This window comes from Streptomyces sp. NPDC001153, assembly GCF_053598315.1.
The window spans coordinates 39,303-64,688 of the sequence record NZ_JBSFJZ010000012.1 but is presented as its reverse complement, the minus strand read 5'-3'; the positions used below and the strand labels follow the sequence as shown (position 1 = coordinate 64,688).

Sequence of the window (25,386 nt, the reverse complement as noted above, 5' to 3'; positions counted from 1 at the left end):
ATCCACGACTTGGGGTTGCACAGCAGATGACTGCGATTTCTCTCGGCATGCCGTCCGTTCCGACCAAGCTCGCCGAGCGCCGGAAGAGCCGGCAGATCCAGGTCGGAAGCGTGGCGGTCGGCGGAGACGCGCCCGTCTCGGTCCAGTCGATGACCACGACCCGTACGTCGGACATCGGCGCCACCCTCCAGCAGATCGCCGAGCTGACGGCGTCCGGGTGCCAGATCGTGCGCGTGGCGTGCCCCACCCAGGACGACGCCGACGCCCTGGCGACGATCGCGAAGAAGTCCCAGATCCCGGTGATCGCGGACATCCACTTCCAGCCGAAGTACGTCTTCGCGGCGATCGAGGCGGGCTGCGCGGCGGTCCGGGTGAACCCCGGCAACATCAAGCAGTTCGACGACAAGGTCAAGGAGATCGCCAAGGCCGCCAAGGACCACGGCACCCCGATCCGGATCGGCGTCAACGCCGGCTCCCTGGACCGGCGCCTGCTCCAGAAGTACGGCAAGGCGACGCCGGAGGCCCTGGTCGAGTCGGCGCTGTGGGAGGCGTCGCTCTTCGAGGAGCACGACTTCCGGGACATCAAGATCTCCGTCAAGCACAACGACCCGGTCGTGATGATCGAGGCCTACCGCCAGCTCGCCGAGGCATGCGACTACCCCCTCCACCTCGGCGTGACGGAGGCGGGCCCCGCCTTCCAGGGCACGATCAAGTCGGCGGTGGCCTTCGGCGCGCTCCTCTCCCAGGGCATCGGCGACACCATCCGAGTGTCTCTCTCGGCTCCCCCCGTCGAGGAGGTCAAGGTCGGCCTCCAGATCCTCCAGTCGCTCGGCCTGCGCCAGCGCGGCCTGGAGATCGTCTCCTGCCCGTCCTGCGGCCGCGCTCAGGTGGACGTCTACAAGCTCGCGGAGGAGGTCACGGCCGGTCTGACCGGCATGGAGGTCCCGCTGCGGGTCGCCGTCATGGGCTGCGTCGTCAACGGCCCCGGCGAGGCCCGCGAGGCCGACCTCGGCGTCGCCTCCGGCAACGGCAAGGGCCAGATCTTCGTCAAGGGCGAGGTCATCAAGACCGTCCCCGAGTCCAAGATCGTGGAGACCCTCATCGAGGAGGCCATGAAGCTGGCCGAGCAGATGGAGCAGGACGGCGTGGCCTCCGGCGAGCCGTCGGTGTCGGTGGCCGGCTGATCTTTTCGGCTTTCGTGAGTCCCGTCACCGCTGGGTGGCGGGACTCAGCCATACCTCCGCCCAGACGGATTTGCCGGGCTGCAGCGGCGTGACGCCCCACTTGTCGGCGAGCGCCCGCACGAGGATCAGCCCCCGCCCGGACTCGTCGGCCGGGACCCGCAGCTCGGGCAGCCGCTCGGTACGGGTGTCGCAGACCTCCAGGCGCAGGGTGCCGGACGACTCGGTGAGCCGGACATGGAAGTCCCGTCCGGGTACGTGCCCGTGCCGGACGGAGTTCGCGGCGAGCTCGGCGGCGATCAGTGTGACGGCTTCGTTCACGGGGCCGTCGTAGGCGTGCCCCCACTCGTCCAGCCGGAGCGAGACGAGCCGCCGGGCGAGCCGTGCGCCGCGTGGGGTGGAGGTGAAGCGCATGGCGAATTCGCGGGTGGAGATTTCCGACTTCATGCCGCTTACGCTCGCGCACGCTCAGTAACGTTGAACAGCGGTTGCACCATGACCAACACGCGTTGTACGAGCGTGAGGTGCCGCTGTCGGCGTGCGCCCCGTGACTGACGGCGGCGCGAGGGTATTGGGGGTGTACGTGAGCGAGGAAGTACAGGCAGAACCTGAAGTACCCGAGACGGAGGGGGAGTCCGGGGCGGATTCGGTGGTCCCGCTCCTCTTCGGGCGGTTGTTGAAGCGGCTGCGGACTCAGGCGGGCATGGAGCGCGCCGAACTCGGCTCCCGTACCGGGTACTCGGCGGCGACCATCGCGTCGTTCGAGCAGGGCAGGCGCATTGCACCGGCGAGGTTCATCATGCGGGCCGACGAGGTGCTGGGTGCGCAGGGGGTGCTGGTCGATTTCATCGAGGAGATGGAGAGGGCGCAGTATCCGGCGTTCTTCCAGGATGCGGCGGCGCTGGAGAAGAAGGCTGTCGCGTTGCACTTCTTCGCCGTGCAGACCGTGCCCGGTCTGCTTCAGACCGAGGACTACGCGCAGGCGGTCTTCACCGTCCGGCGTCCCCCACTGGACGAGGCGACGATCGAACAGCGGGTGACGGCCCGGTTGGCCCGTCAGGAGATCTTCGGGCGGAAACCGATGCCCACCATCAGCTTCGTGATGGAGGAGGCGGTTCTGCGGAAAGGGCTGGGTGGACGGGAGGTGGTGCGGGGCCAGTTGGAGCAGATCCTGCTCATCGGTCAACGGGCCAACGTGGAGATCCAGGTAATGCCGGACCGTCGCGAGGAGCATGCGGCCCTCTCCGGACGATTCACCTTGATCGAGACAACGAAAGGGCGCAGGATCGCGTACGTGGAGGCGTACAAGAGCAGCCGCCTCTTCATCGATCGCTCGACGGTCAGGGAACTGGAGGAGCGGTACGGTCTCCTACGGGCACAGGCCCTGTCCCCGCGTGAATCACTGGCCCTCGTAGAGAAGTTGCTGGGAGAGACATGAACGTCGAAGAGCCGACCGGGTTGGTGTGGTTCAAGAGCAGCTACAGCGACGGCGAGGGCGGCGAGTGCGTGGAAGTAGCCACCAGTCCCACCACCATCCACGTACGAGACTCCAAGCAGAGCCCCACCACGGCCCCCACCCTCGCCCTGCCCCCCGCGGCCTGGCAGGCGTTCCTCGGTCTTGTGCAAGCTTGAGCGGAGCTTTACTGCCCCTTCGGTGCCGCTCCCGAGTGCGGTGACCGGCACCGACGGCAACACCCACCGCCGCACGTACGACGAGCGGGGCAACCGCACCTCGGTGACGGACCCGGGAGCCCGCCAGGCAACGCACTTCACCTTCACAGCGGCCGGCCACCTGACATCGGTGAGGGATCCGCTGGGCCACACGACGAGGGTGCTGTGCGATCGCGCGGGCTTGCCGATCGAGGTCACCGACCCACTCGGCGCGGTCACCCGCTACACACGGGACGCCTTCGGGCGCCCGATCGCGATCACGGACCCGACGGGCGACGACCCACCTGGAACGGACGGTGGAAGGCCACCTGGCCCGCCGTACGGCCCCGGACTGCACGACGGAGAGTTGGACCTACGACGGCGAGGGCAACTGCACCAGCCACACCGACCCGATCGGCGGCGTCACCCACTTCGAAATACACCCACTTCGACCTGCTGTCGGCCCGCACAGCCCCGGACGGCGTCCGCTACGAGTTCACCCACGACGCGGAACTGCGCCTGACGAAGGTGACGAACCCTCAGGGCCGACGTGGGAGTACGTCTACGACCCGGCGGGCCGCCTGACCTCCCGCCGGAACGCCCTGGGCGAGGTGACGGCCTTCGAACGCGACGCCCGCGACCCTGGCGACCTGTGCGAAACGGTATTCCGGTGCATTGGAAAAACGCCGGAAGAGGTGGCTGTCGAGTCGGCTGACTGGCGGTCTCTCCCCACGCAAGAGATGCTCCGTCTGCGGTACATAAAAAGATGGCTGACGCCGCTGCGGTACATGGTGGATGTATTCTCAGCGGATGACCCGCTGCGTCCACAGCTCTCTGCCTGGCTGTCGTTGATTCCCCGATCGCCGTGAAGTTCCTCATTTGGGTCGTCTCCAGGGAGTTCCTCCGATCGGTGCCGTCATGGGCTGGGTAGCCGGAATCCGTGTCGTCTCGGCCGACGCCACACTTCCTGTGGCACGCGCCCTGCCCCCTACCGGCCTGATCCACTCGGCCCGGATGCAGGGCCGGGAGATGCGCGACTCCGACGGAGTGTTCACCCAGTTCTACGAGGCGCTGCGCCTGCCCGACTACTTCGGCTGGAACTGGGACGCGCTGCGCGACTGCCTGCGTGATCTTCACTGGCTCAAGCCCGCTCGCCTCCTCGTCACCATCGATGACGCCGATGCCGTGCTCTCGGAAACCCCCGAGGAACGCGGGATCCTCTGGCGGGCCCTGGACGACGCCGTGACCTTCTGGACGGGAGGAGCAGCGCTGCCGGGGCACGAGAAGATCACCTTCGCCGTCGTGCTGCTGTGCTCGCCGGGGGCCCAGGACGTGGTCCGGGAAGAGCTGCGCCGCGAGCTCCTTCGCAGGTAGGTCGCCTTTTTCCCGCTCCGAGGCGCCGCACAATCGCACGAGGTACAGTGCCGGGACCAGCAGAACCCCAGGGTGAGGCCCCGCACGTGTTGACCCAGACCACCTCTCGGGTGCTCGAACCGAGCGACCTTGACGCCGCGCTCGCCGTCCTCGGCCGCGAGCCGGTCGCGAACGCCTTCGTGAGCTCGCGGGTCCAGGTCGCCGGTCTCGACCCGTGGCGCCTCGGCGGTGAGATGTGGGGCTGGTACGAGGACGGCATGCTCACGTCCCTGTGCTACGCGGGCGCCAACCTGGTCCCGGTCTGCGCCACCCCGCGCGCCGTCCGCGCCTTCGCGGACCGGGCGAGAAGGGCCGGCCGCCGCTGCTCCTCCATCGTCGGGCCCGCCGAATCCACCGCCGCGCTGTGGCGCCTGCTGGAACCCCACTGGGGTCCCGCCCGCGAGGTCCGCCCCCGTCAGCCCCTGATGGTCACCGACCGCATGCCCGCCGATATCGCCCCGGACCCCTACGTCCGCCGCGTCCGCAAGGACGAGATGGAGGCGGTCATGCCGGCGTGCGTGGCGATGTTCACCGAGGAGGTCGGCGTATCGCCGCTGGCGGGTGACGGCGGGCTGCTCTACCAGGCCCGCGTCGCCGAACTCGTCGGTGCCGGCCGCTCCTTCGCCCGCTTCGACGAGCACGGCAAGGTCGTCTTCAAGGCGGAGATCGGCGCGGCGACCGGCCAGGCCTGCCAGATCCAGGGCGTGTGGGTGGCTCCCGAGTACCGGGGGAGGGGCCTGGCGGCACCGGGGATGGCGGCCGTCCTCCGCTACGCCCTGGCGGACGTGGCCCCCGTCGTCAGCCTGTACGTGAACGACTTCAACACGGCGGCGAGGCGGACGTACCACAGGGTGGGCTTCCAGGAGGTGGGCGCTTTCATGAGCGTCCTTTTCTGAACCCGCTGTACGCTCCGGGCATGGACCTCGTGATCGGCTCCCTGGACCTCGCTGCCCGCGTCGACGAGGCCCTTGCCGTCCAGGCCGTGGCCTTCGGACTGGGCCCCGACGAGGTCGCCGTACGCCGGCAGATCGTCCAGCGCCACATGCAGTTCCCGGGCGCGCGGGCCCTCGGCGCCACGGTGGGCGATCACCTCGTGGGATTCGTGTACGGCATGCCCAACTCCCGCACCCACTGGTGGTCCACCGTCGTGGAGCCGTACCTGCGCGCCACCGGCAACGACTTCTGGCTGGACGACTCCTTCGTGATCACGGAGCTGCACGTCCACCCCGGCCACCAGAACCGCGGGATCGGGCGGCGGCTCATCACCATGATCACCGACACTGCCGCCGAGCCCCGCTCGATCCTCTCCGCGATCGACACCGACAGCCCCGCCCGTGGCCTGTACTTCTCCCTCGGGTACGTCGACCTCGCCCGCCAGGTCCACTTCCCGAGCGCCCCACGGCCGTACGCGGTGATGGGTGCCCACCTGCCCCTGCGCAGGAACTAACCGATTTCCACCCCCGCAGCAAGCCCGGCTAACCTCCTTGCCATCACTGTTTTCCCGGCAGGAGTACGAGAATCATGGCGAACGCACCGGTCCAGCGCATGTCCCAGTTGATGGCGAAGACGCTGCGCGACGACCCGGCGGACGCCGAGGTCCTCAGCCACAAGCTCCTCGTCCGCGCCGGCTACGTCCGCCGCACGGCCGCCGGCATCTGGAGCTGGCTGCCCCTCGGTATGAAGGTCCTCTCCAACGTGGAGCGGATCGTCCGCGAGGAGATGGACGCCATCGGCGCCCAGGAGGTCTCCCTCCCCGCCCTGCTGCCGCGCGAGCCGTACGAGGCCACCGGCCGCTGGGACGAGTACGGCCAGGAGCTGTTCCGCCTCAAGGACCGCAAGGGCGGCGACTACCTCCTCGGCCCGACTCACGAGGAGATCTTCACGCTTCTGGTCAAGGACCAGTGCACGTCCTACAAGGACCTGCCGGTGATCCTGTACCAGATCCAGACCAAGTTCCGCGACGAGGCCCGCCCCCGCGCCGGCATCCTGCGCGGCCGCGAGTTCCTGATGAAGGACTCGTACTCCTTCGACCTGGCGGACGAGGGGCTCGCGCACTCGTACGCCCTGCACCGCGAGGCCTACCAGCGCGTCTTCGAGCGCCTCGGCCTCGACTACCGCATCTGCGCGGCCACCGCCGGTGCGATGGGCGGCTCGAAGTCGGAGGAGTTCCTCGCCCCGGCCGAGGCCGGCGAGGACACCTTCGCGGACTGCCCGAACTGCGACTTCGCCGCCAACACGGAGGCGATCGCGTACGCGCTCCGGCCGGTGGACGGCTCGGCCGTCCCCGCCCTGGAGGAGATCCCGACCCCCGACACCCCGACCATCGAGACCCTGGCCGCCTCCCTCGGCGTCCCGGCCTCCGCCACCCTGAAGAACCTGCTGGTGAAGGTGGACGGCGAGATCGTCGCCGTCGGCGTGCCCGGCGACCGCGAGGTGGACCTGGGCAAGGTCGAGGCGCACTTCGCCCCGGCCGTCGTGGAGATGGTCACCGAGGCGGACTTCGCCGGCCGTGCCGACCTGGTCCGCGGCTACGTCGGCCCGCAGGGCCTGGGCGAGAAGGTCACGTACATCGCCGACCCGCGCGTGGCCCCCGGCACCTCCTGGATCACCGGCGCCAACAAGGAGCACACGCACGCCAGGAACGTCGTCGCCGGCCGTGACTTCGAGGTCGACGAGTACGTGGACGTCGTCGTGGTGCAGGAGGGCGACCCCTGCCCGAAGTGCGGCACCGGCCTGAAGCTGGACCGCGCCATCGAGATCGGCCACATCTTCCAGCTCGGCCGCAAGTACACCGACGCCCTCAAGCTCGACGTCCTCGGCCAGAACGGCAAGCCGGTCCGCGTCACCATGGGCTCCTACGGCATCGGCGTCTCCCGCGCGGTCGCGGCCATCGCCGAGCAGAGCGCCGACGACAAGGGCCTGGTGTGGCCCAAGGAGGTCGCCCCGGCCGACGTGCACGTGGTCGCCGCCGGCAAGGCCCTGCAGACCGAGCTGGCCCTCGACGTGGCCGAGAAGCTGGCCGCCGCGGGCGTCCGCGTCCTGGTCGACGACCGGGCCGGCGTCTCCCCGGGCGTGAAGTTCACCGACGCCGAGCTGATCGGCGTCCCCCAGATCCTGGTCGCCGGCCGCCGCTCCGGCGAGGGCGTCCTGGAACTGAAGGACCGCAGGACCGGCGAGCGCGAGGAACTGCCGGTCGACGAGGCGATCGCCCGCCTGACGGCGTAAGAGGCCCGGCGTGACCGGGGCCCACCGCGGGCCCCGGTCACGCCAGGTGCCTCCACATCGTGCGACCGGCCGGGGTCCCCGTGCCAGAGGGCGTCTCCTGGCGCATGAGCAGGGTGACGCGGCGGCAGCGGGTTGACGGGTTCACGGGAGCGCGAGACAGGCCCCCTACGAAGTGCTATACAACCCATACGGTGTGTAGTGGCAGGGGGGTGGGGTGGATCCAACATCAGCAGGGCTGCTCGTGGCGCTGGTGAGCGGGGCCGGAGGGAACGCGGACGGGCATGACCCTGTCACGTTCGGGATTTCTCCCGCGCAGGAAGCCTGAATCGAATTAACTACTGCATCAGGGCTCAACCGAAACCCACTTCTGAAACCTGTGCATGCTTTCATGCAATCAGGCCCCGTCTGGCGGGGAATTAAATAAGCCAAAGTTGATTGAGCTGCCGACTTGTCTGCGTCAGCCTTGACGGATTGTAGGTTTCGTCTCTAGCCTTACGCAAACCGAGGTCGTCATCCAGAAGGGGGCAAGAATGAAGCTCACCAAGCTGTACAAAGACCAGGGTTCAGGCGGAAATGGATGCCCTACGGTCTACCTCGGCGAGTCCGGCGAGCTTGTCGTACAAGGGTACACGGTGGACAGTGCGACGTTCGGGGAACTGGAGAATGTCCTCCCGGGAGAAGGTGCCGTTCGTATCGCCCCGGAGGTCGTGGCCGGCGCCATGGAGCAGTACTACAGTCAGCACAGTGAGGGGCGGTAGGTGGGGCGCAAGTTCTACTCCTTGGCGGATGAGGAATTCAACCGCCTCTTCACCGAATTCAAGTTCACGGCGTACCGTCTGGAGTCTCTCCAGCGGTACGACGTGTCCTACGAGCAGGATGAGTTCGCGCGCTTCCTCTCGGGCGAAGCCAGGGGCGAGTTCCCCGGCATCGCAGAATGGATCGACGGCACTGTCGCGAAGGCGGTGGCGGCCGGAAAAGTTCTGAGCCGGGTCCACGTGGTGGAACTCCCGCTGACGGACTACGTCCGCTTCGAATGTGCCTGGGCGTACGAGCACACGGTCGAGGCCGGAGAAGACGTACGGATCCTCCCTGTGTCGAAGCAGGAGTGGCCGTCGGAACTGCCACACCACGACTACTGGCTCTTCGACTCGACGCAGCTCGTGGCCATGTACTACGAGGAGGACGGAAGCTTTTCAGCCGCTGAAATCATCGACGACCCCCAACGGATCGTCGAGGCGAACTACTGGCGCGATGCGGCTCAGGCGTCCGCGATCCCCTATCGGGAGTTCGCGCGCAAGTACCGAGACGAACTTCACGTCCCGGGCTGAATGACTGCGCAACGCCATTCGGGACCGGGGGAAGGCGTATGGCTGACGAGCCGAAATCTGTCTCGAATGAGTTCTCCGGCGGAGAGAGCGACATAGTGGTCCAAGCTGGGACCGTGTACGGTGGCGTCCACGTGCACGGTCCCAGCCACTCTTTCCCTCCGCCCCGTCAACTCCCCTACGGCGTGCCAGGATTTGTCAACCGCGCGCGGGAGCTGACCGTGCTGGACACTCTGTACCCACTGGCTCCCGAGGACCCTGACGGTTCGCCGGCCGTCGTGACGGCGATCACCGGAGGGCCGGGCGTGGGGAAGACCGCGTTGGCACTGCACTGGGCGCACAGAATCCGTCGGCGCTTCGTCGACGGTGACCTGTACATCGACATGCGCGGCTACAACAGCGGCAACGCGTTGGGGCCCGACCATGCCCTGGACTCCTTTCTGCGAGGCCTGGGCGTGGAGGCGGACCGTATCCCGATCGACGAGCAGGAGCGTGCCGCGTTGTTCCGCTCGCTGCTCTACGGGAAGAGAATCCTCATATTCATCGACAATGTTTCGTCGGTGAAGCAGATCAGACAGGTGATACCTGCCTCGCGCTCCAGTCTCGTGCTGATCACCAGCCGAAGCAGGCTGTCCGGCCTAGTGGCGCGGGAGGGAGCGGCACGTGTGACTCTGGACGTACTGTCACCCCAGGAGTCGGTACAGCTCCTGCGTGAAGTGATCGGCCCCGCCCGGGTCGATTCGGAACCCGAGGCCGCCCGACGGGTGGCTCAGCTCTGCGGGTGTCTCCCGCTGGCGCTGCGCGTGGTGGGTGAACGAGCGGCCGCCCGCCCGCTGCTCTCCCTGACGGAACTCGTGGACGAGCTGATTCGAGAGCAGGACTTTCTCGACGCCCTGGCCGATCGAGAAGACGAGCTCAGCGATGTGCGTGCAGTCTTCTCCTGGTCCTACCGAGCCCTCCCGGACCAGACACGGGCGGCTTTTCGTCTTCTGGGACTGCATGAGGGGAAATTTCTGGGCAGCGGTTCCGCCGCAGCGCTTCTGGCGGTCGCCCCGGCGGTGGCTCGTCGCAGAATCAGCGAACTCGCCGACGTCCATCTGCTGCATGAAATCGCCAGGGACCGGTACCGCATGCACGACCTGCTTCGGGCCTATGCGTTGGAGCGGCTGGCCGACGAATCTTCACAGGCGGAAAGAACCCGCGCGGTTCGTCGAATCCTGACCTGGTACCTGCTCAGTGCCGATGCGGGACGAAGAGCAATCCTGCCGCACTCCCATGCCATCCCCCTGGTGCCGGCCGGAGAGGTGCAGGAAGTCGAGCGCTTCCATGAGGCCGCCGCGGCGATGCAGTGGTTCGAGGCGGAGCGTGACAACTTACTCTCCGCACTGAGACAGGCAGTCAAGTGGGGTCAATATGACATCGCTTGGATGTTGCCTGTGGTTGCCGACGGATTCTTCGAGCTCGGCTCACATTGGACGGACTGGAAATATATCCACGAGCTTGGGCTGGATGCCGCCCGACTGGTCGGCAGTCGGTTGGGGGAAGCGTCGAACCTGCTCTGCCTGGGAGATGTGGGCTGGCGGTCGGGAGCGTACGACACCGCTGCCGAGCACTATCGTCACGCAGTGGAGATCAGTCAGGACATCGATGATGCCTGGCTACTGGGATTCTCTCTGCGCGGTCTGGGGCTCGTGGCGATCGAGCAAGGTGACTCCGGAGCCCAGGAGCACTTCGAAGCCGCGCTCACCGTGTTCCGGACACATGGCATCAGCCGGGGCGAGGGAATGAGCCTGCTGAGCCTCGCGGAGTGTGCTCGCTCCCGCAGTGCCTTTCCCGAGGCCGTTGCACTGTGCCAGCAGGCTGTTGAAATCTTCCAATCGATCGACGACCGATGGAGCGAGGCCTGGGCGGCACTCCCGCTGGCAGCGAGTATGAGCGAACTCGGTGATTTCCAAGATGCCGAGGATCACCTTGTGCGGGCTCTGGAGACCTTCCGCGAATTCACGGACCGGCGAAGTGAGGCGTCTGCACTCACCCGTCTGGGTGACGTATGCGCAGCGCGCCGGGAACCGGCCGCCGCTCGCGACTTCTGGACGCAAGCGGCAGTGATGTACGAGGAGCTTGGTGACGCGGTTTCCGAGGAACTCCGGGAACGTGCCGCGAGCGCCTCGGACGCATCGAACGGAGGCGAAGATGACGGACGGTCGTGAGCTCGTGTTCGAGGGAGGCGGCCGGGAGCTGGCTGCGGCCTGGTTCCACCAGATCTGCACCATCCACGACACGGTCTTTTCCGTCGCACCGTTCGCGTGGGCGTCAGAAATGTCGCAGGGACACAAAAAAGAACTCGAGAGTCTGATGGCTGTTCCGGGTTTCAGCGCAGTCGTTGCGAAGCAGGAAGACCGCCTCATCGGATATGTCTACGGCCATCCACTCGCCGTCGATCACGGATGGTGGCGCGACTTCACCCACCCGCTTCCCGCCGATCTCGTGCGCGAGTGGGAAGGCCGGACCTTCGCCGTCATCAGCCTCGGTGTCCTCGCCGCCTGGCGTGGTCGTGGCACAGGCAAGTACCTGATGGAAGAACTCCTGCGGCGCCGCAACGAGCAGCGGGGAATCCTCTCGGTGCAACCGACCGCCCTCGCCACGCAAAGCGTCTACCGGCATCTGGGATGGCACAGGGTCGGCAGAAAGGGTCCACTGCACGGTGTCACGCCGCCGTACTGGGACATCTACGTTCGTGAACTCAACGGCAAGCCGGACTAGAGCCAGCTCGCGAACTCCAGCAGCAGCTCCGCGTCCTTCTCACGGCCGACGCGCCGGGCCCGTACCCCCGACTCCACCGCCCGGAACAACGTCCACCCCCGCAACCGCTCCTGATCCACCTCCAGCGACTCGGCGAGCCGCTTGATGCGCCGTCGTGTCGTCGCCGCACCCGCCGGTGCCGCGATCAGGTCCTCCACCCGGTCCCGGACCAGCCGCGCCAGATCGAAGGCGCACTCGCCGACCACCGGATCGGGGCCCACCGCGAGCCACGGCATCCGCTCCCCGGCCAGCACCTTGCTCTGCCGGAACGTGCCGTGCAGCAACCGGTGTTCGGGCGGCGCGGCCAGCAGCTCCTCGCGGGCCGCGAGCGCCGCGTCGACCAGCGGCGCCACCTCGGGCCCGGTCTCCGCGCCCGCCCGCATCGCCGTCGCCTGGCGGTCCGTGCGCTCGGCGACGGTCTCGAAGGCATGGCCGGCCGGCGGCTCGACCCACAGCCGCCGCAGCGTGCCCGCCGCCTCCAGCAGCGCCTTCGCCTCCGGCAGCGACCGCACGGACACATCCGGGTGCAGCCGCTCCAGCAGCAGCGCACCGTCCCGCGCGTCCGCCTCCAGCAGCTGTACGGCGCCCAGCCCGCCCCAGTGCGCCAGCGCGGCCCGCTCACTCTCCGGACGGGCCCGGGGCGGGGCCAGCTTCAGCACCGCGGGGGTGCCGTCGGCCCGCCGCACCAGCACCACCAGGCTGCTGCGCCCGCCCGGCACCTGAACCCGCTCCACGGTCAACTCGCGCCTGGCAACGGCCTGTTCGGCGGTCACGGGCAGCTCCGCGAGCCAGTCGTCCCCGGCCGGTGCCGTCTCACCGAGCGCCCGTACGAGGCGCGGCGGCGGTTCGAAAGCCATGCGCGAGTCGTTCCCTTCCTGTCCGGGTCCTGTCGTAGGGGCGCCTTATGCGGTCACGGGGACACCGAGGCGGAGACGGAGGCCGACGGTGTCGTGCCGGCCGCGCCGGTCCCCTCGCCGGAGGACCGCTCGGCGAGCCCAGGGAAGGCTACGCTCTCCCCGCTCCAGCGCACCGCGCGCACCGCGGCCTCCCGCAGCGCGGCGGCGGCCGCGCCGCGCCGCGCGCCCGTCGCGGCCCGCACCAGGTCCGCGTAGACGCCCGCCACCCGCTCCTCCAGCCGCGCGGCGAGCCGCACGGCGGCGGGCGCATCCGCCACCGGGAACGGCAGCGCGTACCCGGCGTTCGCGGCGACCGGCTCCCCGCCCAGGTCGCGGACCTCGCGGATCAGCGCGTCGCGGCGCGCCCGGTGGGCGTCGTACGCCGCCCGCGCCTCGGTGCGGCGCGCCGCACCGATCCGGCCGCCGACGACACCGTAGCCGTACACCGCCGCGTGCTCCGCCGCCAGCGCCGCCTGCAGCGCGCTCAGCTCGGCCGGCTTCGCCTTGTCGCTCACTTCGCCCCCTCCGTCAGCAGGTACGCGTGCGTGGCCCCGGCCGCGGCGACCGACGCCAGCAGCCGCGCCAGCTCGCCCGGCACGTCCAGGAGGGCCTGGGCGCGCCGGTCGGCGAGGGCGCGTTCGGCGGCCGCCAGGGCGGCGAGGGCGTCCTTGTCGGTGGCCGGCACGGGGGAGGGGGATGCCGAGGGCTTGGTGGACGCGGGCGTCGTGGTGCCTCCGAAGGCCGTGGCGTGGGCGGCGACCTGGGCCCGCAGCGGGCCCAGCCGCGGCCCCAGCCCCGGGTGCGCGGCGAGGACGGCGTCGTACCGCTCCAGCAGCCCCTGGCTGTCCCGCGCGGCACGCGTGCGTGCCCGCTCCGCCGCCGACGAGGCGCTGTTGCCGCCGGAGTCCGGATCGGCGGAGCAGCCCACCAGCAGGGCGGCGCCGGCGGCCGAGGCGAGCAGGGATCTTCTGCGCGGCCCCGAGGGGGCGGGCATGGGTGGGGAGTACGGCACGGCTGACGTCCTCGGGGCCTCGTACGAACACACAGGCGGGAAGACACCCGCCGGTGATCACGGTACCCGCGCACCCCCTCGCCCCATGTCACCGGCTCAGTGGACCCACCCGAGGGGCGCGGGACCGTATCGATGCGCCGCTCCGCCGCGTGGGCGCGAACAGCCCCACGACCCGCACCCGCCCGAAGACCCGGACCCCCGAGCTCACAGGCGCCCCGCGCCACCCCCGGAGGGGACGGCATCACCCCCCGCGACCGGATACCCTTTGACCAGACACGCGACCCATCCCACAACAGCACACGCGGCCGAGGAGTCACCCGGATGAGCACCACCCAGAGCGAGAGGCTGCGAGAGCTGCTGGAACCGCTCGTCACCTCCCAGGGGCTGGATCTCGAGGAGATCGCCGTGGACTCCGTCGGACGCAAGCGGGTGCTGCGCGTGGTCGTCGACTCCGACACCGGAGCCGATCTGGACGCCATCGCCGATGTGAGCCGCGCGCTCTCGGCGAAGCTCGACGAGACCAACGCGATGGGTGACGCGGCGTACGACCTGGAGGTCGGAACCCCCGGCGCGGAGCGCCTCCTCACCGAGCACCGGCACTTCGTGCGCGCCACCGACCGGCTCGTGAGGTTCCAGCTGACCGAGGGCGGCGAGCTGGTCGCCAGGATTCTGAAGGTCGACGACGAGGGCCTCGACGTCGAGGTGCCCGGGGTGAAGGGCCGCAAGGCCACCACCCGCCGGCTCGGCTTCCCGGAGATCGGCAGGGCGCGCGTGCAGGTCGAGTTCAACCGCAAGGACGACAAGGTCAAGAAGGACATGAAGGAAGAGGAGGAGGCGTAGCCGTGGACATCGACATGAGCGCCCTGCGGGGCTTGGTTCGGGAGAAGGAGATCTCCTTCGACCTGCTGGTCGAGGCGATCGAGTCGGCCCTCCTCATCGCCTATCACCGCACCGAGGGAAGCCGCCGGCACGCGCGCGTGGAGCTCAACCGGGAGACCGGGCATGTGACCGTGTGGGCGAAGGAGGATCCCGAGGACCTCGAAGAGGGTCAGGAGCCCCGCGAGTTCGACGACACCCCGTCGGGCTTCGGCCGGATCGCCGCCACCACCGCCAAGCAGGTCATCCTGCAGCGGCTGCGCGACGCCGAGGACGACGCGACGCTCGGCGAGTACGCGGGCCGTGAGGGCGACATCGTCACCGGCGTGGTCCAGCAGGGCCGCGACCCGAAGAACGTGCTGGTCGACATCGGCAAGCTGGAGGCCATCCTGCCGGTGCAGGAGCAGGTCCCCGGCGAGACCTACCCCCACGGCATGCGCCTTCGGTCGTACGTCGTCCGGGTGGCCAAGGGCGTGCGCGGACCGTCGGTCACCCTCTCCCGTACGCACCCGAACCTGGTGAAGAAGCTCTTCGCCCTGGAGGTGCCGGAGATCGCCGACGGCTCGGTGGAGATCGCCGCGATCGCCCGTGAGGCCGGTCACCGCACCAAGATCGCCGTACGGTCCACCCGTTCGGGTCTGAACGCCAAGGGTGCCTGCATCGGCCCGATGGGCGGCCGGGTGCGCAATGTGATGGGCGAGCTGAACGGCGAGAAGATCGACATCGTCGACTGGTCGGACGACCCGGCCGAGATGGTGGCGAACGCCCTGTCACCCGCTCGGGTGAGCAAGGTGGAGGTCGTCGACCTGGCCGCCCGCTCCGCCCGGGTGACCGTGCCGGACTACCAGCTGTCGCTCGCGATCGGCAAGGAGGGGCAGAACGCCCGCCTCGCCGCCCGGCTCACCGGCTGGCGGATCGACATCCGGCCCGACACCGAACAGGCCGCCGAGTAACACTCTGGTAACGCCGGGTGATGCCGGGCAGCCCGGTGGCCCGGGGAATAGATCCAAGCCGCAGGTCGCTTGGTTTACGACAACAGCCGTTCGATCTTTGCCCCAAAGGGGTGAGGTCGGTACGGGGAGGTAGACTTAACCGTGTCTGGCCGGACGCACGCCGGAGCATGCCCTGAACGCACCTGTGTGGGGTGCCGGGAGCGGGCGGCCAAGAACGATCTGCTGCGGATCGTGAGGATCGAGGACGCATGCGCCCCCGATCCTCGCGGTACGCTGCCCGGCCGGGGTGCCTATGTACACCCCGCCCTGGTCTGTCTCGACCAGGCGGTGCGCCGCCGGGCGTTCCCGCGGGCACTGCGCGCCCCGGGGCCGCTCGACACAAAGGCGTTGCGCCGATACGTCGAGCAGACAACAGTTGCCGAGCAGGCAACACCGTAAGACGAGCCGTACGGAACCCCGTGCGGCCTGGTACCTCGCGAGTCGAAAGCAGGTCGAGATTGCGATGAGCACTCGATGAGTACGCGATGAGTACGCCCATGAACTAGCGACGGTCCGGCTTCACCCGGACCTCAAAGGAGCGAAGTGGCTAAGGTCCGGGTCTACGAACTCGCCAAGGAGTTCGGCGTTGAGAGCAAGGTCGTCATGGCCAAGCTCCAGGAGCTCGGTGAATTCGTCCGTTCGGCGTCTTCGACCATCGAAGCGCCCGTAGTACGCAAGCTGACCGACGCCTTCCAGGGCGGTGGCAGCGGCAAGTCCGCCGTGAAGCCCGCCCCGCGCAAGGCTGCCCCCAGGCCCGCCGCGCCCTCTGCGGCGCAGGCGGCCCGTCCGGCTGCCCCGAGGCCGCTGGCCCCCAAGCCTCCGACGGCGCCCGCTGCCCAGCAGCCGGCCGCCCCGGCGGCCCCTGCGGCGCCCGCCCCGGCCCCGGGCCCCCGTCCGGTTCCGGGTCCCAAGCCCGCGCCGCGTCCGGCTCCGGCCGCCCCGGAGTTCACCGCTCCGCCGGCCGCCCAGGCCCCGCAGGCCCCGCAGGCCCCGCAGGCCCCGGCCGCGCAGGGTCCGCGTTCCGGCGCCCGTCCGGGTGCCCCGAAGCCCGGCGGTGCCCGTCCGGGTGGTCCCGGCCAGGGCCAGGCCCGTCCCGGCCAGGGTGCCCCGCGTACCGGTGGCCAGGCCCCGCGTCCGGGTGCCCGTCCGGCCGGTCCGCGTCCGGGTAACAACCCCTTCACCTCCGGTGGCTCCACCGGCATGGCCCGTCCGCAGGCCCCGCGCCCGCAGGGCGGCCCGCGTCCGGGTGGTCCGGGTGCTCCCGGCGCCGGTCCCCGTCCGCAGGCCCCCGGCCAGCAGGGCGGCGGTCCGCGTCCGCAGGCTCCGGGCGGTTCCCGTCCGTCGCCCGCCGGCATGCCGCGCCCGCAGGGCGGTCCGCGTCCCGGCCCGTCCGGTCCGCGCCCGAACCCCGGCATGATGCCGCAGCGTCCCGCTGCCGGCCCGCGTCCCGGCGGCGGTGGTCCCGGTGGCCGCGGTCCCGGTGGCGGCGGTCGTCCCGGTGGCGGCGGCGGTCGTCCGGGTGGCGGCGGCTTCGCCCGTCCCGGTGGCGGCGGTGGCGGCTTCGCCGGTCGTCCCGGTGGTCCCGGTGCCGGCGCCGGCGGTGGCTTCGCCGGCCGTCCGGGTGGTGGTCCCGGCGGTGGCGGCGGTGGCCGTCCCGGCTTCGGCGGCCGTCCCGGCGGTCCCGGTGGCCGCGGTGGCACGCAGGGCGCCTTCGGCCGTCCCGGCGGTCCCGCGCGTCGTGGCCGCAAGTCGAAGCGGCAGAGGCGCCAGGAGTACGAGGCCATGCAGGCCCCGAGCGTCGGCGGCGTGATGCTGCCGCGCGGCAACGGCGAGACCATCCGTCTCTCCCGCGGCGCGTCGCTCACCGACTTCGCGGAGAAGATCAACGCCAACCCGGCGTCGCTCGTCGCGGTCATGATGAACCTCGGCGAGATGGTCACCGCGACGCAGTCCGTCTCCGACGAGACGCTGCAGCTCCTCGCCGACGAGATGAACTACGCGGTTCAGATCGTCAGCCCGGAGGAGGAGGACCGCGAGCTGCTCGAGTCCTTCGACATCGAGTTCGGCGAGGACGAGGGCGACGAGGAGGACCTGGTGGTCCGTCCGCCGGTCGTCACCGTCATGGGTCACGTCGACCACGGTAAGACCCGACTGCTCGACGCGATCCGCAAGACGAACGTCATCGCGGGCGAGGCCGGCGGCATCACCCAGCACATCGGTGCCTACCAGGTCGCGACCGAGGTCAACGACGAAGAGCGCAAGATCACCTTCATCGACACCCCGGGTCACGAGGCGTTCACCGCCATGCGTGCCCGCGGTGCGAAGTCGACCGACATCGCGATCCTGGTCGTCGCGGCCAACGACGGCGTCATGCCGCAGACGGTCGAGGCGCTCAACCACGCCAAGGCGGCCGACGTGCCGATCGTGGTCGCGGTCAACAAGATCGACGTCGAGGGTGCCGACCCGACCAAGGTGCGCGGTCAGCTGACCGAGTACGGCCTGGTGGCCGAGGAGTACGGCGGCGACACCATGTTCGTCGACATCTCCGCCAAGCAGGGTCTGCACATCGACTCGCTGCTGGAGGCCGTGATCCTCACGGCCGACGCCTCGCTCGACCTGCGGGCCAACCCGGCCCAGGACGCGCAGGGCATCTCGATCGAGTCCCGTCTCGACCGCGGCCGTGGTGCCGTGGCGACGGTCCTCGTCCAGCGAGGCACGCTGCGGGTCGGCGACACGATGGTCGTGGGCGACGCCTACGGCCGGGTCCGCGCCATGCTCGACGACAACGGCAACAACGTCGCCGAGGCCGGCCCGTCGACGCCGGTCCAGGTCCTGGGCCTGACCAACGTCCCGGGTGCGGGTGACAACTTCCTGGTGGTCGACGAGGACCGTACGGCCCGTCAGATCGCCGAGAAGCGCGCCGCCCGTGAGCGCAACGCGGCCTTCGCCAAGCGCACGCGCCGCGTGTCCCTGGAGGACCTGGACAAGGTGCTCAAGGCCGGCGAGGTCCAGCAGCTGAACCTGATCATCAAGGGTGACGCTTCTGGTTCCGTCGAGGCCCTGGAGTCCTCGCTGCTCCAGCTGGACGTCGGCGAAGAGGTCGACATCCGCGTCCTGCACCGCGGCGTCGGTGCGGTCACGGAGTCCGACATCGACCTGGCGATGGGCTCCGACGCCATCGTGATCGGCTTCAACGTCCGCGCGGCCGGCCGCGCGGCGCAGATGGCCGAGCGCGAGGGTGTGGACGTCCGGTACTACTCGGTCATCTACCAGGCGATCGAGGAGATCGAGGCGGCCCTCAAGGGCATGCTCAAGCCGGAGTTCGAAGAGGTCGAGCTGGGTACGGCGGAGATCCGCGAGGTCTTCAAGTCGTCCAAGCTGGGCAACATCGCCGGTGTCCTCATCCGCTCCGGCGAGGTGCGCCGCAACACCAAGGCCCGCCTCATCCGCGACGGCAAGGTGGTCGCGGAGAACCTCACCATCGAGGGCCTGCGTCGCTTCAAGGACGACGTCACCGAGATCCGCGAAGGCTACGAGGGCGGTATCAACCTCGGCAACTTCAACGACATCAAGGTCGACGACGTCATCGCGACGTACGAGATGCGGGAGAAGCCGCGGGCGTAACGGCCGACGGTTCGTGCTGGCCGGCGGGACTGCGGTCCTGCCGGCCAGCGCGCCGTTCCGGGGGCCGGCGCCCCCGGGCGGCACCGCGGCCGACGGTGCCCGGGAAACCCGCTCGAGCCACCGACGGCCAGGCGGTAACGTGGCTCCCAGGCCATCGATCCCGTACCGGCGGGTAAACCCGGCACACAACATGTACGTGGGGACTCTGTCCTTCGACCTCCTCCTCGGCGACGTCCACTCGCTGAAGGAGAAGCGCTCCGTCGTCCGCCCGATCGTCGCCGAACTCCAGCGCAAGTACGCGGTGAGCGCGGCCGAGGTGGATCACATGAACCTCCACCGGCGAGCGGTCATCGGCCTCGCCCTGGTCTCCGGCGACGCGGCGCACGTCAGCGACGTACTCGACCGGTGCGAACGGCTGGTCGCCGCCCGCCCCGAGGTGGAGCTGCTGTCCGTACGACGGCGCTTCCACGGCGAAGACGATTGACGACCGGACCCAAACACCAACGCAAGCAGAAGAAAGAACGGGAGACGGACCAGTGGCCGACAACGCGCGGGCGAAAAGGCTGGCGGACCTCATCCGGGAGGTGGTGGCCCAGAAGCTGCAGCGCGGGATCAAGGACCCGCGGCTCGGCTCGCACGTCACCATCACGGACACCCGGGTCACGGGTGACCTGCGGGAGGCGACCGTCTTCTACACGGTCTACGGCGACGACGAGGAGCGGAAGGCCGCGGCGGCGGGCCTGGAGAGCGCCAAGGGCATCCTGCGCTCCGAGGTCGGACGCGCGGCCGGGGTGAAGTTCACGCCGACCCTGTCCTTCGTCGCGGACGCCCTCCCGGACACCGCCCGGACCATCGAGGACCTCCTCGACAAGGCCAGGCAGTCCGACGCCAAGGTCCGTGAGGCGGCCACCGGCGCGGCGTACGCCGCCGGCGCGGACCCCTACAAGAAGCCGGCCGAGGACGACACGGCCGAGACGGACGGCGACGCCGCGGAATGACCCAGAAGCACACCACGCCCGACGGCCTCGTCATCGTCGACAAGCCGTCGGGCTTCACTTCGCACGACGTGGTCGCCAAGATGCGCGGCATCGCGCGGACCCGCCGGGTCGGCCACGCCGGCACCCTCGACCCGATGGCGACCGGCGTCCTGGTCCTCGGTGTCGAGCGCGCCACCAAGCTCCTCGGGCACCTCGCCCTCACGGAGAAGGAGTACCTGGGCACCATCCGCCTGGGCCAGAACACGATCACCGACGACGCCGAGGGCGAGGTCACCTCGGCCACCGACGCGTCCAAGGTGACCCGGGACGCCATCGACGCCGGCATCGCCAAGCTGACCGGCGACATCATGCAGGTCCCGTCCAAGGTCAGCGCCATCAAGATCGACGGCGTACGGTCGTACAAGCGGGCCCGCGACGGCGAGGACTTCGAGATCCCCGCCCGGCCGGTGACCGTCTCCTCCTTCTCGGTGTACGACGTCCGGGACGCCGTCGCCGACGACGGCACCCAGGTCCTCGACCTGGTCGTCTCCGTCGTCTGCTCCTCCGGCACCTACATCCGCGCCCTCGCCCGCGACCTGGGCGCCGGCCTCGGCGTCGGCGGCCACCTCACCGCGCTGCGCCGGACCCGCGTCGGGCCGTACAAGATCGACACGGCGAGGACGCTGGACCAGCTCCAGAAGGAGCTGACCGTGATGCCGATCGCGGACGCCGCCGGGGCCGCGTTCCCGCGCTGGCAGGTGGACGCCCGGCGCGCCCGGCTGCTGCTGAACGGCGTCCGGCTGGAGATGCCCGACGAGTACGCGGGCGCCGGTCCCGTCGCCGTCTTCGACCCCGAGGACCGCTTCCTCGCACTGGTCGAGCAGCACAAGGGCAAGGCCAAGAGCCTGGCCGTCTTCGGCTGAGGCCCGGCCGTCCTCGGCCGGGACACCTGCCATGGGCACTGCCCGTGGAGCGGCGGCCGGCCACGGGGTTGGGCCCCTGCCGCCGCTCCACGGTCCCCCCTCGGTTCCCCCATCCCTAGGGTTATCCAGCGGCACCCGTCCATTCACCCGACCGGGCAGGCGCTCGGAGTGAACCGGGGGAGCGGAAGGGGGCGCGTTCGCCACACGATCTGTCCCGCCGATCATCGCCCGCCTACCGTCGTGAGACAGGGCACGGGCAAGGCGGGGAGGTACGGCCATGGCGGGACGGGGCCCGCGCACCGGAAGCGGTCGCTGGGCGGTGGCGGACGGTACGGGGGAGGCGGCGGACGGCTTCCGGCGGGGACACCGGAACCGTACGGTCGACAGGCGCGCCGGCGCCACCAGCTACACCACAGGCACCACAGGCACCGGTGGCACCGCAGACCTCTCGAACCCCACCGCAGGCCACGCAAGCTCCACCGCAGGCCACCCGGACACCGCGGCCGCCCCGGGCACGCACCTCGTCGGCCCCCGCCCCGATCCCGCCCTCGTCCAGATCCGCGACCTCGCCGGCCGGCTCCGCGGCGTCGGCTTCCTCGCCGATCACCAGGGCACCCTGCTCACCAGCCACGAGACGGTCGACGGCCTGCCCCGGCTCGTCCTGCAGGTCGCGGGGGGCGACCGGACCTGCGTGGTCGCCGCCGACGCCGTCACCCCGCTGCCCGAGCGCGACCTGGCCCTGGTCCGCACCGAGGGCCTCGGGCTGGACCCGCTGCCGCTGTCCGTACGGGAGCGGATCGACGCCGGAACCTATGTACGGATCCCCGCGGGCTGCTGGCGTCAGGCGCGGGTGCTGGACGCGACCGAGGTGACGTACACCGCCACCGACCGCTTCCACCTCCTCCAGGACGCGCTGGAGCTGGCGATCGGCACCGCCGGCCGGGACGCGCTGCGGCTGGGCGGCGGTTCGGCCGGGGGACCGGTGCTCGACGCGGATACCGGCGCGGTGATCGGCGTCCTCGGCAGCGCCCTGCACTCCGCCCAGCGCGACACGGGCTTCGCGGTGCCGCTACGGCCCGCCGACGGCCCCCTGGCCGAGCTGCTCGCCCGCAACGCGGCCACCGCGCCCGCCTACGGCGCCGACCTCAACCTGGCCGGCATCCTGCAGCTGACCGCCACCTCGGTCGGCCAGGACGGCCCGCAGGGCCTTCTCGCCGGTGCCGTGGAACCGGTCGAACGCCACGGAGTCGCACGGGAGTTGGCCGCCTTCACGGATGGCGACCGGGCCGTGCTCGGGCTCGTCGGCGCCCCCGGCAGCGGCCGTACGACGGCACTCGCGGACCTCGCCGCCCGACGGGCCCACGGCGAGCGGCCCGCCCCGACGCTGTGGCTGCGCGGCGCCGACCTGGAGGATGCCGACGACTCGGTGGCCGACGCGGCCCGCCGCACCCTCGAACGGGCCGCCAGAATCGTCGCCGCCGCCCGCTCCGTCCGCCCCGAGACACTCGGCGACCTCACCCCCGAACACCTGGCCCACCTCGCCGCCCGGGCCGGCCGCCCGCTCCTGCTCCTCCTGGACGGCCCCGAGGAGATGCCCCCCGTCCTCGCCCACCGCCTCCCCGACTGGACCAGGGGGACGGCCGACTGGCTGCGCAGCACCGGGGCACGTCTGGCGGTGGCCTGCCGGGAGGAGTACTGGGAGCGGGCGGGAGCACACTTCCCCGCCGACCTCCTGCACACGCCGACGCCTCCTGCGGCCACCGCCACCCCGCCGGCTCCGGCGGCGTCAGCCCGTGTCGCTCATTGCGCGGGTTCGGAGGGGTCCGCTGTTTCCGGGGTATCGGCGGGGTCCGCCGCGGCTGAGGCTTCGACCGGCTCCACGGCTCCGGGCGCTCTCGCCACTTCCGCGGCCCCGACCGGTTGTACGGCCCCGACCGGTTCTGCGGGGCCGGGGATTCCCGAGGCCCCGGCCACCCCGCCCAGGGCGTCAGCGCCCGCCGCGTCTGCCGTTCCTGCCGATCCCCCTCATGCCGTTCCTGCCGATCCCGCCGCTCAGGCAGTCCCCCCGACGCCCACCGAGCCCTGCACCGCCCCCACCAGGCCCACGGCACCCCTCCCACCCTGCCTGCACCTCCCCGACCTCACAGCCGAGGAGGCCCGTCTGGCCCGCGTGCGTTACGCGATCCCGGACGGCGCCCTCGCCGAGGGCGACGCCCGGCATCCGCTCGCCCTCCGGCTGCTGTCCGAAGTCCGGGCCGCCACCCCGGACGCGGAGATCGCGGGGCCGGTCGACCGGCACGAGGTGTTCGCCGCCCACCTGGACCTGATGTGCCTGCGGATCGCGGTCCGGCTCGCCGCCGAGAGCGGCCTGCGCGGCACCGCCGTACGCCGGCTCGCCGCTCGCGTGGCCGGGCAGGTCCACGAGGCCGCCCGGCGCAGCCTCGGGCCCGGACAGGGGGAGCTGGACCGGGCGTCGTTCGAGGCGGTGTTCCCCTGGGGACCCGCCCCCGCCCGGCTCGGCGGCGGCACCGGCTGGGCGTCCGCCGTACTGGCCGAGGGCCTGCTCGTCCCGGCCGGCCGGGGCTACCGCTTCGCGCACGAGGAGCTGGCCGACTGGATCCAGGGCATGCACCTCGACCTCGACGAGGCCCTGCGCGCCCTGGTCCACCGCCCCCGTGCCGACGGCGAAACCGCTCCCGTGCCGGTGCCGCACCATCGCATCGGCCCCGTCGTCCAGGCCCTGCTGCTCCTCGCCCGGCAGCACGGCGAACACCAACTGGCCTCCCGCCTGCGGGACTTGACGGACGCCCTGGACCGCGACCCCGGCTCCTGGTGGGCCGCCCGGCTGCTCGCCGGCACCCTGCTGCAGGTCCCGGACGCGATGCCGTACACCCAGGTGCTGCGGGTGCTCGCCGACCGGATCGTCGCCTGGCGCCGCGCACAGCGGCCCGTGCCGGCCGATTTCGGTCCGGGCTTCTGGACCCAGCTGCCGGTCCGCGACACCGAGCGGCTCGAGCTGCTGCGCCGGCTCGTGCTGGCCGACCCGGCGCCCCCGGAGGCCGGCGAACGCTACCTGGACGCCGTCGCCCGGCTGCTCGCGGCCGCGCCCGCCGTCGTACAGCCGCGGCTGACCTGCTGGTTCGACGACGAACGGCCGCTGCCCGCGACTCCGCACGCCACCGTGGCGACCGCCGCGCAGGCGCTGCTGCACACCCACCGGCACGGCGCGCTGGACGACCTCACCGAGATCCTGGTGGCCGCCGCGCACCGGCGCGCCGACGAACTGCTCGCGACCCTCGCCGAGGACGAGCCGTCGGCCGTCTGCCGGGCGGTCGACCGCTGGGCACACGACGAGCGCCCCGCCCGCCGGGTCGCGGCCGTGACCTTCGGCCTGCGCGTGGCGCCCCACGTCCGTTCGGACGCCGACCGCGAGCTGCTGCGCTACGCCGCCCTCGCCCTGCTCGCCCGCCCCGCCGACTGCACCCTGCACGGCGGCGCCCTCGCCCTGCTGGTCCGCGACCCGCACACCCGTGACCGGCACCTCGCCGCGGCCCTGCGGCACTTCGCCGACGGCGACCCGCAGGTCCCGCCGGGCGCCCTGGCCCCCGCCCTGACCACTCACCCCGAACCGGTCCTGGAGGCCTTCCAGGCCCGGCTGCGCGGCCCGCACGCGGAGGAGGCCCTGGGCACCCTCACCGACGTCACCACCCCGGCCCTGGCCCGCCGCGTGGCGGCCCTGATCCAGGAGGCGGTACGGCTGCGCCCGCAGACCGCCGGCCGCCTCGCCGCCCACGTCGACCGCCGCCTGGCCCAGGGCCCCACCGTCCGCCCGGTCCTGCTGCCCCTGGTCACGGGCCTGCTCGACGGCGCCCCCGAACAGCTCCGCGCCGCCCTCGCCACCGTCCTCGCCGGCGCCGGCACCCCCGCCTCCCGCCCGCTGCGCCGCGAGCTCCTGGAGGTGCTGCTCGCCCGCGAACGGGAACCGTCCGTGCTGGACGCCGTCCTGCATGCGGTGGCCGAACCCGGCGACTGCGACGGTGGCGGCCACGCCTACGGCGACGGTCACGGCGGCTGCGCCAGCGACGGCTACGGCGACTGCGACTGCGACTGCGACTGCGACAGCGACGGTCGCGAGGAGGAGATCCGTGGTCTCGTCCACCGCACCGGGCTGCTCCTCGTCCGCACTCCCGAGGGCGCCACCCGCTTCGACCGCGGCCTGGTCGACCTGGGCCGGCACGTGCCCGGCTTCGCCGCGCGGATGGCCGGCTGGCTGGCCGCCACACCGGACGAATGGGCCGCCGTCGTCGGCCCCAGCACCCGCCGCATGCTGGAGAACCTCGCCGGCGTCCGGGTACCGGCGTGAGCGGCATGGAAGTACGGCCTGAGCGGCGGCGAAAAGAGACGGCTGGGAAGACGGCCCGGAACGTGCGCCCGGTCACAGCCCCGATACCGATGCGAGCCCGGGGCACCCGGCATGGCACCCTTAGACC

The 25,386-nt window shown here is 71.0% G+C and carries 23 protein-coding genes and 1 pseudogene; 20 read left to right on the top strand and 4 right to left on the bottom strand.

All coding sequences use genetic code 11. The features are described from left to right. Positions 1–26: 26 nt before the first annotated feature. On the top strand, positions 27–1,184 hold the full coding sequence (ispG, locus tag ACWDEN_RS15750) for a flavodoxin-dependent (E)-4-hydroxy-3-methylbut-2-enyl-diphosphate synthase (RefSeq protein WP_351621028.1): 1,158 nt from the start codon (positions 27–29) through the stop codon (positions 1,182–1,184). Positions 1,185–1,208: 24 nt separating this feature from the next. Here ispG and ACWDEN_RS15745 read toward each other — a convergent pair whose 3' ends face one another. Next, entirely contained in the window at positions 1,209–1,628 is a 420-nt protein-coding gene (locus ACWDEN_RS15745) for an ATP-binding protein (protein WP_450859427.1), read from the bottom strand. Between the two features lie 136 nt (positions 1,629–1,764). Between ACWDEN_RS15745 and ACWDEN_RS15740 the strand changes: the two genes are divergently transcribed. From ACWDEN_RS15740 to ACWDEN_RS15690, 11 genes and pseudogenes are all read left to right on the top strand, one after another. After that, positions 1,765–2,619 carry a helix-turn-helix domain-containing protein gene (locus ACWDEN_RS15740; protein WP_450859494.1) on the top strand — a complete coding sequence of 285 codons (855 nt, stop codon included), beginning with the start codon at positions 1,765–1,767 and terminating at the stop codon, positions 2,617–2,619. Next, positions 2,616–2,813, top strand: coding sequence for a DUF397 domain-containing protein (locus ACWDEN_RS15735; protein ID WP_450859425.1), 198 nt, complete (start codon positions 2,616–2,618; stop codon positions 2,811–2,813). Before ACWDEN_RS15740 ends, ACWDEN_RS15735 begins: the two co-directional genes overlap by 4 nt. Positions 2,814–2,841: 28 nt before the next feature. Continuing rightward, positions 2,842–3,466, top strand: a pseudogene (locus ACWDEN_RS15730) (type IV secretion protein Rhs); the annotation flags it as partial. Positions 3,467–3,749: 283 nt separating this feature from the next. Beyond that, complete coding sequence (locus tag ACWDEN_RS15725) at positions 3,750–4,205, top strand: barstar family protein (protein WP_351621037.1); 456 nt, start codon at positions 3,750–3,752, stop codon at positions 4,203–4,205. Positions 4,206–4,291: 86 nt separating this feature from the next. Next, on the top strand, positions 4,292–5,140 hold the full coding sequence (locus tag ACWDEN_RS15720; RefSeq protein ID WP_351621040.1) for a GNAT family N-acetyltransferase: 849 nt from the start codon (positions 4,292–4,294) through the stop codon (positions 5,138–5,140). Between the two features lie 20 nt (positions 5,141–5,160). Beyond that, positions 5,161–5,691 carry a GNAT family N-acetyltransferase gene (locus ACWDEN_RS15715; protein WP_351621043.1) on the top strand — a complete coding sequence of 177 codons (531 nt, stop codon included), beginning with the start codon at positions 5,161–5,163 and terminating at the stop codon, positions 5,689–5,691. 74 nt (positions 5,692–5,765) lie between these two features. Then, positions 5,766–7,469: a proline--tRNA ligase gene (locus tag ACWDEN_RS15710; RefSeq protein ID WP_351621045.1), complete on the top strand. Its 1,704-nt coding sequence runs from the start codon at positions 5,766–5,768 to the stop codon at positions 7,467–7,469. 530 nt (positions 7,470–7,999) lie between these two features. Next, complete coding sequence (locus tag ACWDEN_RS15705; RefSeq protein WP_351623350.1) at positions 8,000–8,227, top strand: hypothetical protein; 228 nt, start codon at positions 8,000–8,002, stop codon at positions 8,225–8,227. Next, the gene (locus ACWDEN_RS15700; RefSeq protein WP_450859421.1) at positions 8,228–8,797 is read left to right on the top strand and encodes a DUF6879 family protein; all 570 of its coding nucleotides are present in this window, start codon (positions 8,228–8,230) and stop codon (positions 8,795–8,797) included. 218 nt (positions 8,798–9,015) lie between these two features. Then, a complete protein-coding gene (locus ACWDEN_RS15695) occupies positions 9,016–11,004 on the top strand; it encodes an ATP-binding protein (RefSeq protein ID WP_450859419.1) in 1,989 nt (662 codons plus the stop codon). Next, positions 10,988–11,557 (top strand): GNAT family N-acetyltransferase, encoded by a 570-nt coding sequence (locus tag ACWDEN_RS15690; RefSeq protein WP_351623347.1) that lies wholly within the window; start codon positions 10,988–10,990, stop codon positions 11,555–11,557. Before ACWDEN_RS15695 ends, ACWDEN_RS15690 begins: the two co-directional genes overlap by 17 nt. Here the strand turns inward: ACWDEN_RS15690 and ACWDEN_RS15685 are convergent. From ACWDEN_RS15685 to ACWDEN_RS15675, 3 genes are read right to left on the bottom strand one after another with little or no spacing between them, the layout of a single operon-like run. Beyond that, a complete protein-coding gene (locus tag ACWDEN_RS15685) occupies positions 11,554–12,453 on the bottom strand; it encodes an aminoglycoside phosphotransferase family protein (protein WP_450859416.1) in 900 nt (299 codons plus the stop codon). The two genes, ACWDEN_RS15690 and ACWDEN_RS15685, sit on opposite strands and share 4 nt — an antisense overlap. Positions 12,454–12,506: 53 nt before the next feature. Then, complete coding sequence (locus ACWDEN_RS15680) at positions 12,507–13,007, bottom strand: ferritin-like domain-containing protein (protein ID WP_450859414.1); 501 nt, start codon at positions 13,005–13,007, stop codon at positions 12,507–12,509. After that, positions 13,004–13,504 carry a hypothetical protein gene (locus tag ACWDEN_RS15675; RefSeq protein ID WP_450859412.1) on the bottom strand — a complete coding sequence of 167 codons (501 nt, stop codon included), beginning with the start codon at positions 13,502–13,504 and terminating at the stop codon, positions 13,004–13,006. Before ACWDEN_RS15675 ends, ACWDEN_RS15680 begins: the two co-directional genes overlap by 4 nt. A 321-nt stretch (positions 13,505–13,825) precedes the next feature. On the opposite strand from ACWDEN_RS15675, the gene rimP reads away from it, so the two are divergent. The 8 genes from rimP to ACWDEN_RS15635 all read left to right on the top strand — a co-directional run bounded on the left by rimP (position 13,826) and on the right by ACWDEN_RS15635 (position 25,259). Further along, positions 13,826–14,344, top strand: a complete 519-nt coding sequence (gene rimP, locus ACWDEN_RS15670) for a ribosome maturation factor RimP (RefSeq protein ID WP_351613872.1) — start codon at positions 13,826–13,828, stop codon at positions 14,342–14,344. Positions 14,345–14,346: 2 nt separating this feature from the next. Further along, positions 14,347–15,333, top strand: a complete 987-nt coding sequence (gene nusA, locus ACWDEN_RS15665) for a transcription termination factor NusA (protein ID WP_351613875.1) — start codon at positions 14,347–14,349, stop codon at positions 15,331–15,333. Between the two features lie 141 nt (positions 15,334–15,474). Beyond that, positions 15,475–15,771, top strand: coding sequence for a YlxR family protein (locus tag ACWDEN_RS15660; RefSeq protein ID WP_351613878.1), 297 nt, complete (start codon positions 15,475–15,477; stop codon positions 15,769–15,771). 144 nt (positions 15,772–15,915) lie between these two features. Continuing rightward, entirely contained in the window at positions 15,916–18,996 is a 3,081-nt protein-coding gene (gene infB, locus ACWDEN_RS15655) for a translation initiation factor IF-2 (RefSeq protein ID WP_450859409.1), read from the top strand. Positions 18,997–19,186: 190 nt separating this feature from the next. After that, positions 19,187–19,480, top strand: a complete 294-nt coding sequence (locus ACWDEN_RS15650; RefSeq protein WP_351613884.1) for a DUF503 domain-containing protein — start codon at positions 19,187–19,189, stop codon at positions 19,478–19,480. Positions 19,481–19,532: 52 nt separating this feature from the next. After that, positions 19,533–19,994 (top strand): 30S ribosome-binding factor RbfA, encoded by a 462-nt coding sequence (gene rbfA / locus ACWDEN_RS15645; protein ID WP_351613887.1) that lies wholly within the window; start codon positions 19,533–19,535, stop codon positions 19,992–19,994. Continuing rightward, entirely contained in the window at positions 19,991–20,896 is a 906-nt protein-coding gene (truB, locus tag ACWDEN_RS15640) for a tRNA pseudouridine(55) synthase TruB (RefSeq protein WP_351613890.1), read from the top strand. The genes rbfA and truB overlap by 4 nt, the downstream gene beginning before the upstream one ends. 277 nt (positions 20,897–21,173) lie before the next feature. Then, entirely contained in the window at positions 21,174–25,259 is a 4,086-nt protein-coding gene (locus ACWDEN_RS15635; RefSeq protein ID WP_450859406.1) for a trypsin-like peptidase domain-containing protein, read from the top strand. Positions 25,260–25,386: the final 127 nt, after the last annotated feature.

Excerpts from the sequence above, each read along its gene's own strand:
- ACWDEN_RS15715 (WP_351621043.1), top strand. The coding sequence starts at position 5,161 with ATGGACCTCGTGATCGGCTCCCTGGACCTCGCTGCCCGCGTCGACGAG.
- ACWDEN_RS15690 (WP_351623347.1), top strand. The coding sequence starts at position 10,988 with ATGACGGACGGTCGTGAGCTCGTGTTCGAGGGAGGCGGCCGGGAGCTG.
- ACWDEN_RS15650 (WP_351613884.1), top strand. The coding sequence starts at position 19,187 with ATGTACGTGGGGACTCTGTCCTTCGACCTCCTCCTCGGCGACGTCCAC.
- truB (WP_351613890.1), top strand. The coding sequence starts at position 19,991 with ATGACCCAGAAGCACACCACGCCCGACGGCCTCGTCATCGTCGACAAG.
- ACWDEN_RS15635 (WP_450859406.1), top strand. The coding sequence starts at position 21,174 with ATGGCGGGACGGGGCCCGCGCACCGGAAGCGGTCGCTGGGCGGTGGCG.
- ACWDEN_RS15725 (WP_351621037.1), top strand. The coding sequence starts at position 3,750 with ATGGGCTGGGTAGCCGGAATCCGTGTCGTCTCGGCCGACGCCACACTT.
- ACWDEN_RS15745 (WP_450859427.1), bottom strand. The coding sequence starts at position 1,628 with ATGAAGTCGGAAATCTCCACCCGCGAATTCGCCATGCGCTTCACCTCC.
- rimP (WP_351613872.1), top strand. The coding sequence starts at position 13,826 with ATGAGCACCACCCAGAGCGAGAGGCTGCGAGAGCTGCTGGAACCGCTC.
- ACWDEN_RS15685 (WP_450859416.1), bottom strand. The coding sequence starts at position 12,453 with ATGGCTTTCGAACCGCCGCCGCGCCTCGTACGGGCGCTCGGTGAGACG.
- ACWDEN_RS15710 (WP_351621045.1), top strand. The coding sequence starts at position 5,766 with ATGGCGAACGCACCGGTCCAGCGCATGTCCCAGTTGATGGCGAAGACG.
- ACWDEN_RS15735 (WP_450859425.1), top strand. The coding sequence starts at position 2,616 with ATGAACGTCGAAGAGCCGACCGGGTTGGTGTGGTTCAAGAGCAGCTAC.
- ACWDEN_RS15705 (WP_351623350.1), top strand. The coding sequence starts at position 8,000 with ATGAAGCTCACCAAGCTGTACAAAGACCAGGGTTCAGGCGGAAATGGA.
- ispG (WP_351621028.1), top strand. The coding sequence starts at position 27 with ATGACTGCGATTTCTCTCGGCATGCCGTCCGTTCCGACCAAGCTCGCC.